Annotated in this window: 6 protein-coding genes and 2 pseudogenes; 2 read left to right on the forward strand and 6 right to left on the reverse strand. The window is 70.9% G+C overall.

The genetic code is table 11. The features are described 5' to 3' along the window. Positions 1-3 precede the first annotated feature (3 nt). From ABZZ79_RS16150 to ABZZ79_RS16160, 3 genes and pseudogenes are all read right to left on the reverse strand, one after another. A pseudogene (locus tag ABZZ79_RS16150) lies at positions 4-2,259 on the reverse strand (glycoside hydrolase family 95 protein); the annotation flags it as partial. Positions 2,260-2,482: 223 nt separating this feature from the next. After that, positions 2,483-5,239 carry a glycosyl hydrolase family 28-related protein gene (locus ABZZ79_RS16155; RefSeq protein WP_356689553.1) on the reverse strand — a complete coding sequence of 919 codons (2,757 nt, stop codon included), beginning with the start codon at positions 5,237-5,239 and terminating at the stop codon, positions 2,483-2,485. Between the two features lie 827 nt (positions 5,240-6,066). Then, positions 6,067-6,306 (reverse strand): annotated as a pseudogene (locus ABZZ79_RS16160) (SDR family NAD(P)-dependent oxidoreductase); the annotation flags it as partial. Between the two features lie 142 nt (positions 6,307-6,448). On the opposite strand from ABZZ79_RS16160, the gene ABZZ79_RS16165 reads away from it, so the two are divergent. Continuing rightward, the gene (locus ABZZ79_RS16165) at positions 6,449-7,159 is read left to right on the forward strand and encodes a FadR/GntR family transcriptional regulator (RefSeq protein ID WP_356689554.1); all 711 of its coding nucleotides are present in this window, start codon (positions 6,449-6,451) and stop codon (positions 7,157-7,159) included. A 163-nt stretch (positions 7,160-7,322) separates the two neighbouring features. Next, positions 7,323-8,711: an MFS transporter gene (locus tag ABZZ79_RS16170; protein WP_356689555.1), complete on the forward strand. Its 1,389-nt coding sequence runs from the start codon at positions 7,323-7,325 to the stop codon at positions 8,709-8,711. A 46-nt stretch (positions 8,712-8,757) separates the two neighbouring features. On the opposite strand, the gene ABZZ79_RS16175 is transcribed toward ABZZ79_RS16170, so the two are convergent. From ABZZ79_RS16175 to ABZZ79_RS16185, 3 genes are all read right to left on the reverse strand, one after another. Further along, positions 8,758-10,767, reverse strand: coding sequence for a GAF domain-containing protein (locus ABZZ79_RS16175; RefSeq protein WP_356689556.1), 2,010 nt, complete (start codon positions 10,765-10,767; stop codon positions 8,758-8,760). Positions 10,768-10,843: 76 nt separating this feature from the next. Next, positions 10,844-11,644 (reverse strand): 3-hydroxybutyrate dehydrogenase, encoded by an 801-nt coding sequence (locus ABZZ79_RS16180; protein ID WP_356689557.1) that lies wholly within the window; start codon positions 11,642-11,644, stop codon positions 10,844-10,846. Positions 11,645-11,698: 54 nt separating this feature from the next. Continuing rightward, positions 11,699-12,178, reverse strand: a complete 480-nt coding sequence (locus tag ABZZ79_RS16185; RefSeq protein WP_356689558.1) for an NUDIX domain-containing protein — start codon at positions 12,176-12,178, stop codon at positions 11,699-11,701. Between the last annotated feature and the right edge of the window lie 18 nt (positions 12,179-12,196).

The following is a 12,196-nucleotide window of genomic DNA, read 5'->3' on the forward strand; positions in this document are numbered from 1 at the left end:
GTGCCCGGCCGTCGCGGTGAAGGTGATGCGGTCGCCGTTCCGGGCGGGCGTCACGGTCTCACCCGTGGTGGTGTCGGTCAGCGTGTGGGCGCCGGTGAACATGGGGCTGCGCACGGCGAGTTCGCCGGCGTTCGCGGGCTTGAGGGTGAAGGTGGCGTCGCCCGTGGCGGCCCAGGTCGCGCCGACCGTGACGTCGCCGCGCGCCTTGAGCCCAGTGAACGATCCCGTACGCCAGGTCCAGGGCAGGGCGGGCAGGAGCTCGATGTCGTCGTTCTGGCTCTGCAGCAGCATCTCCGTCATGCCTGCGGTGGCGCCGAAGTTGCCGTCGATCTGGAAGGGAGGGTGCGTGTCGAACAGGTTGGGGAGGGTGCTTGAGGTGAGCTGTTCGGCGAGCATCTTGTGCGCGTGGTTGCCGTCGAGCGCCCGGGCCCAGAAGTTGATCTTCCACGCCTTGCTCCAGCCGGTGCCGCCGTCGCCCCGTGCGCGGAGGGAGACCTTGGCGGCCTCGGTCAGAGCGGGGTCCTTCGCGGGCGAGATCTGGTTCCCGGGGTGCAGCGCGTACAGGTGTGAGACGTGCCTGTGGGTGTCGCCCCTGTCGTCGATGTCGTCCTTCCACTCCTGCAGCTGTCCCCAGGAACCCACGCGCAGGCCCGGGTCGAGCCGGTCGAGCGTGGTGCGCAGGCGGTCCTGGAAGGCGGTGTCGGTGCCCAGTTTCCGGGCGGCCGCGAGGGTGTCCGTGAGCAGGCCGTGGACGATCTGCTGGGCCATCGCGGCGCCGGAGGTGAACTCGCCGTGCTCGGGGGAGAAGCTGGGGGTGACGACGAGCTTGCCGTCCCGCGGGTCGGTGCGCAGGTTGTCGAGCCAGAACTCGGCCGCGCCCTTGAGCACCGGGTAGGCCCGGTCCCGCAGGAAGGCGGGGTCCTGGTTGAAGCGGTACAGGTCGTAGACCTGGGACGCCAGCCAGCCGTTGGCCTCGGGGAACCAGAACGCGGTGGGCCAGTCGTGCACTCCGGTGTAGCCGAAGGGGTTGGTCTCGTTGTGGACCACCCAGCCCGGTGATCCGAACATCTCGGTGGCGGTGGTGGCACCGGCCTGCTTCAGGTTCTCGACGAACGCGGTGAACGGGGCGGCTGTCTCGGCCAGGTTGGCCTGGGCCGCGGGCCAGTAGTTCATCTGCAGGTTGATGTTGGTGTGGTAATCGGCGCTCCACGGCGGAGAGGTCGAGTTGTTCCACACCCCCTGGAGGTTGGCAGGCAGCGACCCGGGGCGGGAGGAGGCGATCAGCAGGTAGCGCCCGTACTGGTAGAACAGTGCCTCCAACGCCCGGTCGTCCGGGGAGTTCCCGCCGGTGTAGGCGTCACGCAGCTGGTTCGTCGGCCTGTCCGGCATGACCTGCCCCAGGTCGAGCGTCACCCGGTCGAACAGGGCGCGGTTGTCCGCCACATGGGCGGCCCGGAGCGTGTCGTAGGACTTGGCCGAGGCCTTGTCCACCGCGGCCCGCACCGCCGTGCGCGGGTCCACGCCGCGGTAGGCCGGGTAGGACTGGGCGTAGTTGGTGCCGGCGTTCATGACCAGGGTGGCGCTGTCTGCGCCGGTGACCTTGACCTGCCCGCCGCTGTTGGTGACGGTGCCTCCCACGGCTTTGACCTGAATCTGCGACTCGAAGATCAGGCCGTTGTCGGCGAGTGCGCCGCGGATCGTGAGGCGGCCCTTGGCCGCCGTCGCCGTGAAGTCGGCGCGCGGCGAGGCGTAGCGCAGGGTGAAGGAGACCTTGCCGGGCCGGTCGGCCGACAGCCGGCCCACGACCGCCTTGTCCGGGTAGCTGGCGAAGTACTCGCGAGAGAAGACGGTGCCGCCGCTGGTGTAGTTCACCTTCGCCGTGGCGTCACGCACGCTCAGCGAGCGGCGGTAGCCGGAGTATTCGGACTGCTGCCCCGTCATGTCCAGGCGCAGGTCGCCGAACGTCTGGTGGGCTCCGAAGCCGGCGCGCTGCTGGCCCAGCTTGCTCGCGACCCAGGACGGGTCGGCCTTGCCGCCGGAGTCGATCGCGTCGACCACTTCCTGGATGGCGGTCGGGCGCGGAGTGGTCCAGTTGCCGAAGTTGTGGCCTGCGGATCCCGGCCCACCGGTCCACAACGTCTTCTCGTTGAACTGGAGTTGCTCCGACTGCACGCCGCCGAAGACCATGGCGCCCATGGCGCCGTTACCGATCGGCAGGGCCTCCGACTCCCAGTCCGAGGCGGGCCGGTCGTACCAGAGGGTGTGGGGGTCGGGTGCCGTGGCCGCTACCGGCTTCGGCTGTGCGGTGACGGCCGGAGCGGTCACGGACGCCGTGCCCAGCAGCAGCATCACGATGCCGAGGGCGGCCGGCGCCGCCCTCCAGGGGACGCGTTGTCGGTTCATGTCTCATCCTGCGGGTGGGGTGGGGAGGAAGGGGTACGGCTCCGGCGGGGAGCCGTACCCCTGTGTGCTCGGGCTCGGGTCACCAAGGTGAGGTGAAGGGGACCTGGGTTGCGTCGACCGTGAAGCCGTTGAAGCGGAAGGGGGTGTCGGTGTCGGAGACGCTCTCCACCTCGGCCAGCACCCCGAAGCGGGCGCTGCCGAGCCAGGAGGCGTCGACCGGGTCGCCGAGGGGGGTGAAGGTGGTGCCGTCGAGGGAGTACGACGCGGTGACGGTGCCACCGGCGCGCTGGAGGCGCAGCCACACGTCCTGCTCGACGGGGTCGGGGATGCGGCGCGGCTCCTCGGCCCAGCCGCCGCGCTCCGAGGAGAGGGTGATGGTGGGGCTGCCGTTGTTGTGCTTGCGCTGAATGGCGAGGTAGTCGTCGTCGCCGCTGTAGAGCACGAGACCGGCTTCCATGTAGCCGCGCTGGGTGCGGCCGGTCATCTTGACCGTGGCGGTGCCGGTTCCGTCACCGGTGCCGGTGAGGACGAGGTTGTGGGCGCTGTTGGCGCCCGCCCACAGGAAGCCACGGCCGGTGGGGGTGAGTTCGAGGGTGTCGCCCGGCAGGACGGCACGGTGGTCCGGCACGTCTCGTACGACGGACCACTTGTCGGTGTCCAGCCGGAGAGGCTTGGCGCAGACGGGCGACGACGGGTCCGCGCCGACGTTCAGCTCGACGGGGACACCCGCGATGTTCCCCAACTGGCTGGGGGTGGTGGGGGTGATGACGGCCTTGCCCGGGGCCTTGGCCGTGACCTTCCCGTTCGCGTCGACCACGGCCACCGTCGTGTTGCTGCTGGTGTAGGTGGTCGACGGCAGCAGCGGCAGCACCTTGTCGGCGTTCTCGGCCACCTCGTCGCTCGTGACCTGCGCCGGGTCGGTCGCCTGCAGATCCGCGCGCAGGTTCAGTCCGTTGTCGAGGTTGTTTCCCTTGATCACGGCCCCGGACGAGCCGCGGTAGGCGAACAGCGAGGTGGAGTAGGGCGACGCGGTGGCGACGGCGCGCACTTCGGTGGTGGCGCCGGGGGCCGGGCAGAGGTTCTGCGCCTGCGCGGCGAACGCGGTCTTTCGGTCGAGACGCGCGACCGTGTTGGTCGTGAAGGTGATGCCTCCGACGCTCTTGGCGTCGAGCAGCCGTACGTCGCCGGTCTCGAAGGTGTTGCTGTCGACCCGGATGTTCCGGTGGACGGGGCGGGACGGATCGACGTCCTGGTTGGTGGGCTCGACGAAGATCACCGGACTGGCGGGCCGCTTGAAGGTGTTGCGGCGGATCAGGACGTCGGTGACGGGCCCGGACTCGTACCACTGGTAGGCGTCGGAGGAGATGAAGATACTGGCCATCGACATGCCGTCGAAGACGTTGTTCTCGACGACCACGGGCTTGCGCGTGGTCACCAGCAGGCCGCGGGTGGGGATGTCGCGGAAGGTGTTCCCGCTGATCTGGACGGTCGGCGTGTAGGTGGTGTTCTCCACCACGAAGTCCCAGGGCCTGACCGAGTCGGGGAGCGGCTGGTCGAAGGTGACCGTCATGCTCGTCAGCGACTTGGCGTGGTCCCGGCCCGAAGGACCGTCGACCGCGACGACCTTGGCGGTGATGCCGGGCACCGCCGCCATGGTGCGCTTGTCCACGATCTCCACCGCGTCGCCCGGGTAGAACTGGGGGAAGCCGGCGGACTCGTTGTGCCGGTACTCCAGGTTGAGGACGTTCGGCGCGGGGCGTCCGGTGACCTCCATGTAGGTGCCGTGGATGTTGATCGCGTCGTCGTGGGCGCCGTCGAAGACGTTGCCGGTGATCAGCACACGGCCCTTGACGCCGGACATCTGGACGAAGTCCGCGAACCCGGCGGTGGTACGGCCGGACGCGGGATCCGTACGGAACTCGTTACCGGTGATGGTGATGTTCTCGCTGAGCTGGCCCACGAAGCCGAAGCCGTGCAGGTAACGCGCCTTCAGCCCCTGGACGGTGACGTTCCGTGATTCCCAGAACAGAGCGGAGGGGGTGTCGCGGGTGGTCTGCCGCATCTGGTAGACCAGCCCGCGGTCGCCGGGGGCGGTTCCCGTGGTGTAGTCGACGCGCAGCTTCCGGTCACCCAGGTCCGTCATGGCGGCCACGTCGTCGAAGAGCGGATTGGCGCCGCGCCAGGTGCGCTGCGCGGCCGGGTCGTGGATCTGCGTGTACTGCATGCCGTTCACGCCGGACCAGTACGGCTGTCCGGTGGCCGGACTCGTCTCGCCCAGCCACGTCACCTGCCGGTCCCCCACCGAGAAGCCGCTGCCCGCAGGCAGCGTCAGAACCCGGTAGGCGCGGCCGTCGGCCACCCCGGACTCGCTGACAGTGGCGTCGACGACCTTGGGGGCGGTGTAGTCGAAGCTGAAGTTCTTCACGGAGACGTTGTCGGAACGGATCGCCGCGAACGTGGTCATCAGACCGTGGAACTGCAGATGGGAGCCGCCCCCGTCGACCGTGACGTCGCGCATGTCCTCGAGCAGGATGCCGATCCGCTTGTCCCGGTAGGTCTGGTCGGCCCCGACGGTGTTGGAGACGTAGAGCTCGCGGACCTCGGCCTGCTCGGGATAGATCTGGTACGTGCCGCGCGGGAAGAAGATCCGCACCGGACCGGCGACCGTCTTGGCATGCCGTACGGCCTTGGCGACGGCGGCGGCGCTGTCACGGCTGCCGGTCGGATCGGCACCGAACGCCGTCACGTCGACAACCGTCTCGGCGGTCCGGGCGGCCCGGGCGGCGACCGCGGGCGAAGGCCCGGACAGGGCCGCGGCGAGGGCAACAGCCAACATGCCCAAGGTGGTTCGACGCCAAGGAAAGCGGAGGGACTGCATGGGGGCTCCTGCGGGGGAAGCGAGAGTGTCGACCAAACCCAAACGAAACAGCAAGTTTTCAAACACTCGCGGGGTGCCCTCATGACAACGCCACGAAAGGTCGGATGTCAATAAGCGCGCAGAGACCTCCACGAACGATCTCAGCTGCTACCCAGGTGCGCGGAGCAACGGCGACGCGCCACCCCAGGGGCCAGGCACAGCGCGCTACCCCTTCCGCTGACAAGGCCATCCATATACGATCCGGTCAAAACCGGTGGCTTCCCGCGAGCAAATCAACGGCCGGGGACTTCTCCCGATTCGCGGATCTCGCACTCCAGGCAGAGAGAGGACATCCGATGAATCCTGCGCCGGCGAGAGCGAGGGAAGCGGTACTTGGTCGCCGGAAGGCATCGCGGGCGGGGCGTCCCCGCGCGAAGTGGACCGAGGGGACGTATGCCGAGCGCCATGCAAGCGGACGGCGGGCGCTCCGTCTGAGTGATGTGGCACCGACAGTCCGCTTGACGCACGTCGACGCACCGCAGGTGCTGGACAAGGGCGTGGCCGGGGAGAGCCGAGCGAGTCTGCGGGAGCCGCCGTAGTCGCCGAGGGGGCGGCGGCGCCGAGGGAGAGAGCGCTGACTTCAACGGCGCCACGTCCCAGCGGGCGTCGGCAGCTCGCGGTCACGGCTACGGTTGCGGCTGCGGCTGCGGCTGCGGCTGCGGCTCCAGTCGAAGACGCAGGCCCGCCACGCGCCCGTCGACGGCGAGCGCGGTGCCGGTGATCGACCCGGCCGCGGGGCCTGCCACGGCGCCGACGCCGGCGTTGTCGACGAGAACGTCGAGACCGCCGAGCTCCTCGACGGCCGCGGCCACCGCCGTACGGACCGAGGTGTGGTCCCCGGCGTCGGCCCGGTAGCGGTTCGGGATGTGGCCGCTGTCGAGGATCGCGACGCTGGCTCCGCGTGCGGTGAGACTCCGGGCGGCCGCCGGTCCGATCCCGGAACCCCCGCCGGTGACGATGGCCCGCAGGGTGTGAAGCTCGGTCATGTCCATGGTGTTCGGATGTTTCACGCCCCACGCGAAGCGGCGAGCGCTCGCCTGGAACGCGTTCTCCCTGCTGGTCTGCCCTCTTGGGCTTCCCGCCCGCATGGATATGCTGGATTCATCAGAGGTCTACGAAGGAGGCGAAGTGCAGGTCACCGACGCGGCGATCGAGAAGATCAAGGCGATGATCGTCAGCGGAGAGCTGCGCCCCGGCATGCGGCTTCCCAAGGAACCCGACCTCGCCGAGCGTCTCGGACTCTCCCGCAGCTCCCTGCGCGAGGCCGTCAAGGCCCTCTCGCTCATCCGTGTTCTCGACGTCCGCCAGGGCGACGGAACCTACGTCACCAGCCTTGAACCCCGCCTGCTGCTCGACGCGCTGGGCTTCGTCATCGACTTTCACCAGGACGACACCGTGCTGGAGTTCCTGGCGGTACGACGCATCCTCGAACCCACCGCCACGGCCATGGCGGCCCGGCAGATGCCGGACGCCGACATCGCGGAGTTGCGCGAGCTCCTCGACGCTCTCGGCGAGGACCCGAGTCTGGACGAGCTCATCGAGAACGACCTGGAGTTCCATCGCAAGATCGCGGCCGGTTCCGGCAACACGGTGCTCTGCTCGCTGCTGGACGGCATCTCCGGCCCCACGGCCCGCGCCAGGGTATGGCGCGGACTGACCGAGAAGGACGCTGTGGTGCGTACCCGCGAACAGCACCGCGCGATCTGCGACGCCATCGCGGCGCGTCGGCCGGAGGTGGCCCAGGCGTGGGCCACCGTGCACATCTCCGGCGTCGAGGAGTGGCTCCGGGAGACGCTCGGATCCAAGGCTCCGACACCCCCGCACGACGCGGTCCCCTAGGCTCCGGCCCTCCAGGAACTGCAGCGCCACGATGGCGGTCATGGAGGCCAGGCGCACATGGCCCGCCCTAACTATGGTGTCCCACCACATACACCCCTGACCTGCGCCTTCCTACGGTATGGCGACACCGAAACGTCCCCGTACCCGCCTGGAAGTGGTGCACATGGCCGCCGCAACAACCTCCCCGACGCCACCCGGATCGCTCAAGCGCATCGTCGCCGCCAGCCTGATCGGCACCACCATCGAGTGGTACGACTTCTTCCTCTACGGCTCCGCCGCCGCGCTCGTCTTCAACAAGCTGTTCTTCCCGGACTCCGACCCCGTCGTCGGCACGCTGCTGTCCTTTCTGACGTACGCCGTCGGCTTCGCGGCGCGACCGCTGGGCGCGCTGGTGTTCGGGCACTACGGTGACCGCCTCGGCCGCAAGAAGCTGCTGGTGCTCAGTCTGCTGCTGATGGGCGGGGCGACCTTCGCGATCGGTCTGCTGCCGACCCACGCGACGGTCGGGACGGCCGCGCCCGTGCTGCTGACCCTGCTCCGGCTGGTCCAGGGCTTCGCGCTGGGCGGCGAGTGGGGCGGCGCGGTGCTGCTCGTGTCCGAGCACGGGGACGCCGAGCGGCGCGGGTTCTGGGCCTCGTGGCCGCAGACCGGGGCGCCCGCGGGCCAGTTGCTCGCGACCGGTGTGCTGTCACTGCTGACCGCCGTCCTGTCCGACGACGCGTTCACCTCCTGGGGCTGGCGGATACCGTTCCTGCTCTCCGGTGTCCTGGTGATCGTCGGTCTGTGGATCCGTCTGTCCGTCGACGAATCGCCCGTCTTCCGGCAGGCGCTGGCGCGGGCCGAGGCCCGCAAGGCCGAGGCCGGGGCCGTCGCCGAGAAGCTGCCGCTGGTCTCCGTGCTGCGCCACCACTGGCGTGACGTGCTGGTCGCGATGGGCGCCCGCATGGCGGAGAACATCAGCTACTACGTGATCACGGCGTTCATCCTCGTCTACGCCACCACCTCGGCAGGTGTGTCCAAGCAGACCGCCCTGAACGCGGTACTCATCGCTTCCGCCGTCCACTTCGCGGTGATCCCGCTGTGGGGCGCGCTGTCGGACCGGATCGGCCGGCGTCCCGTCTATCTGCTGGGCGCGGCCGGTGTGGGCCTGTGGATGTTCCCCTTCTTCGCGCTCGTCGACCGTGCCTCCTTCGGCAGCCTGGTCCTCGCCGTCACCGTGGGACTGGTCCTGCACGGCGCGATGTACGCCCCGCAGGCCGCGTTCTTCTCGGAGATGTTCGCGACCCGGATGCGCTACTCGGGCGCGTCGATCGGCGCCCAGTTCGCCTCGGTCGCGGCCGGCGCCCCCGCCCCGCTGATCGCCACCGCGCTGCTCGCCGACTACGACAGCTCGACGCCGATCGCGCTGTACGTCATCGCCGCCGCCGTACTGACGCTCATCGCGGTCGGCCTGGCCAAGGAGACCCGCCACCGCGACCTGGCCGAGGTCGACTCCCCCGCCGACGCCGAGGACGCGGCGGTGACCCGCCCGGCCGACGCGCACACCGTCTGACCTCCCCCTCCCCCACCGGCCCCCGTAAGCCCCAGGCGTACGGGGGTCAGTGCTGTGCGCGCGACGCCAGCCGGTGCAGGCGCAGGGCGAGCTGGATCTCCAGGGAGCGGGCCGGGCTCTGCCAGTCGCCGCCGAGGAGTCTGCCGACGCGGTCCAGCCGCTGGGCGACGGTGTTGACGTGGACGTGCAGGTCGTCCTTGGTGCGCGCGGGGCTCATCCCGCAGGCGAAGTAGGCGTCGAGTGTGCGCACCAGGTCCGTGCCACGGCGTTCGTCGTAGGTGAGGACCTGGCCGATCGTGCGGTCGACGAAGCCGGCGATGTCCCGGTCCCCGGCGAGCAGCAGTCCGAGGAAGCCGAAGTCCTCGGCGGCGGCCCCGTCGCCGGTACGGCCGAGCAGGCGCAGCGCGTCGAGGCAGCGGCGGCCCTCGCTGTAGGCCGCGGCGACGGCGTCGGGGTGGGCGGTGAGTCGCTCGACCGGCGCGGAGGCGCCGACGGTGACGGCCTCGTGGACCGCGGTGCCGAGCTGGCGTGCGGTGCGGCGGGCGAGGTCGGTGGCGGTGTCGTCGCGGGTGAGCGGCAGCAGCAGGACGGTGCCGCCGTCGCGGGCGGCGGCCAGGCCCTGGCGGGTGGCGGCGAGGTGGGAGGCGGCCGACCACAGGCGTCTGCGGGCGGCGGCCTCGTGCTCGGCGTCGGCCGCGGGTCCGTCGAGGCGAGCGGCCAGCACCACATGGGTGGCGTCCAGGTCCGCGTGCAGCCGGGAGGCGCGTTCGCGCAGCAGACGGGGGTCGCGGTCGCGGGCGTCGAGGAGGTCGTCGAGCAGCTCGCCGCGCACCCGGTGCTCGGCCTCGGCGGCGGAGCGGCGGGCGAGCAGCAGCAGGGAGGTGACCATGGCGGCGCGCTCCAGGGTGCGCTGGTCGACGGGGTCGAGGCCGGGGTGCCCGCGCAGGACGAGCGCGCCCAGCAGTTCGCCGCCCGCGGAGACCGCGGCGATCCAGTCGTCGTCGTGCGGGACGGCGTGGCCCTCGGCGCGGGAGGCCTCCAGGGCACGCGCGGGTGCGGCGCCGGCCTCGGTGAACTCGACGGTGCCCTCCAGTACCTCGGATACGGCGGCGGCCACGTCGTGCACCCCGCCGCCGCGCAGCACCAGTTCGGCGAGGCGGTCGTGGACGTCGGAGGCGCGTTCGATGACGCCGCTGCGGTCCCGGATGATCTCGTTGGCGCGCTCCAGTCCGGCTAGTGCGGAGCGGGTCTCGGTGAGGAGGTTGGCGGTGTCGATGGCCGCCGCGGCGAGGGCGGCGAAGGAGCCGAGCAGCGCTATCTGCTCGCGCTCGAAGACCCTGGCCCGGCGGTCGGCCGCGTAGAGCACGCCGATCACGGTGTGCCCGAGCATCAGCGGTACGCCGAGGATGGCCACCAGGCCCTCGTCGTGGACGCCCGTGTCGATGGTGGTGGTGTGCTGGAAGCGCGCGTCCTTGAAGTAGTCGTCGGTGACGTACGGGCGGGCGGTCTGGGCGACCAGTCCGCCGAGGCCCTCGCCCATGCCGAGGCGCAGTTGCTGGAAGCGGGCGGCGACCGAGCCCTCGGTGACGCGCATATAGGTGTCGCCGCGCACCGGGTCGTTCAGGCTGAGGTAGGCCACGTCGGTGCCGAGCAGCGAGCGGGCGCGCTGGACGATCGCCTGGAGGACGGCGTCGAGGTCTCTGAGGCCCGCCAGGTCGTGGGCGGTCTCGAACAGGGCCGACAGCTCGGCCTCACGGCGGCGGCGCCCCTCCAGCTCGGAGCGGACGCGCAGGGCGAGCAGCTTGGCACGGTCGAGCTCCGCGATCCGGGCGGCGGACCGGCCCTGCGCGCGGGCGGCCAGCACCGGCTGCTCGTAGGCGTCGGCGGAGGCGCCTCGGGCGAGCAGCTCCAGGTAGGGCGCCTCGGTGCCGGCGGTGGGTTCGGCGGGCGCAGGCAGGGCATCGCCGCCGAGGGCTGCGGCCGCGCCGGGCGGGCCGGCCGCGCCGAGGGGCTCGGCGGCGGTCGGTTCGGCGGACTGCACGTGATCGCGGGACATGCTCACAGGATTCCCCATGACCGGGGCGCACCGGCAGCCCTGTGGAAAACTCCGGGCGCCCCGGTCGCGGCCGTGCTCAGTGCGCGGTCCAGCCGCCGTCGAGGGCCAGGGAGGTGCCGGTGACGAACGAGGCCGCGGGGCCGCAGAGGTAGGCCACGGCCTCGGCGACCTCTTCCGGTTCGATCAGGCGTTTGACCGCGCTGTCCTGGAGGAGCACCTCGGCGAGAACGCGTTCCTCGGGGATGCCGTGTGCCCGTGCCTGGTCGACGAGCTGCTTCTCGACCAGGGGTGTGCGGACGTAGCCGGGATTGACGCAGTTGGAGGTGACGCCGTGGGAGGCGCCTTCCAGGGCGGCGGTCTTGGACAGGCCTTCCAGTCCGTGCTTGGCGGCGACGTAGGCGGACTTGAAGGGGGAGGCGCGCAGGCCGTGGACGGAGGAGATGTTCACGATGCGGCCCCAGCCCTGCCCGTACATGTGGGGCAGGGCGCCGCGGATGAGCCGGAAGGGGGCTTCCAGCATCACGGTGAGGACGGTGTGGAAGACGTCCGGCGGGAAATCCTCCAGGGGCCGGACGAGCTGCAGTCCCGCGTTGTTGACCAGGATGTCGGTGCCTGCGGCGGAGAGTTCCGCGGCGTCCAGGTCGGTGAGGTCCAGCATGTGGGGTTCGACGGTGCCGGGCAGGCCCGTGGCGTCCTCGGCCAGGGTCTGCAGGCCCGCGTCGTCGCGGTCGACCGCTCTGACCTTGGCCCCGGCGGCCGCGAGGCGCAGGGCGCAGGCGCGGCCGATGCCGCCGGCGGCGCCGGTGACGAGGGCGGTTCGGCCGCCGAGGTCGAGTGCGGAGGCGGGTGAGCCCAGGAGGGCTGAGGGCGGGGTCATGGTCCGACCCTAGGCAGGGCCGGGACCCCGACCGATGTGGTCAGACCCCACACTTCATTCGGAAGTCATAGGCGCGAACCATGTGGGTTCGTCGGACAGCGCCTGCTTGATCCTGAACTGCTGCGAGGCCGTCATCTGCGGCAGCGCGTCCAACTCGAACCAGCCGACGGCCAGCGACTCGTCGTCGCCCACGACCGCCTCGCCGCCGACGGCCCGGCAGCGCAGGGTGATGTCCATGAACTGGCACCGGTCGCCGTTGGGGTAGGTGACCTCCTTGCCGGACCTGATGGCCACGATCCGCTCGACGACGCAGCGCACGCCGGTCTCCTCGAACACCTCGCGCACCGCGCACTCGGCGGGCTGCTCCCCCGGGTCGGGGATGCCGGAGATCACGCACCACCGGTGGTTGTCGGCACGCTGGCCGAGCAGCACCCGGCCCGAGTCGTCGAGGACGACCGCGCTGACGCCGGGGAGCCAGAGCAGTTGGTGGCCCGCGGAGGCCCTGAGCGTGCGTATGAAGTCAGGCGTAGGCATGCCACGACCCTAACCGAA

The organism is Streptomyces sp. NPDC006458 (assembly GCF_040612135.1).
GTDB lineage: Bacteria > Actinomycetota > Actinomycetes > Streptomycetales > Streptomycetaceae > Streptomyces.

Bases quoted from the DNA above. Each gene is read 5' to 3' on its own strand.
- ABZZ79_RS16155 (WP_356689553.1), bottom strand. From the start codon at position 5,239: ATGTTGGCTGTTGCCCTCGCCGCGGCCCTGTCCGGGCCTTCGCCCGCG.
- ABZZ79_RS16170 (WP_356689555.1), top strand. From the start codon at position 7,323: ATGGCCGCCGCAACAACCTCCCCGACGCCACCCGGATCGCTCAAGCGC.
- ABZZ79_RS16175 (WP_356689556.1), bottom strand. From the start codon at position 10,767: ATGTCCCGCGATCACGTGCAGTCCGCCGAACCGACCGCCGCCGAGCCC.
- ABZZ79_RS16180 (WP_356689557.1), bottom strand. From the start codon at position 11,644: ATGACCCCGCCCTCAGCCCTCCTGGGCTCACCCGCCTCCGCACTCGAC.
- ABZZ79_RS16185 (WP_356689558.1), bottom strand. From the start codon at position 12,178: ATGCCTACGCCTGACTTCATACGCACGCTCAGGGCCTCCGCGGGCCAC.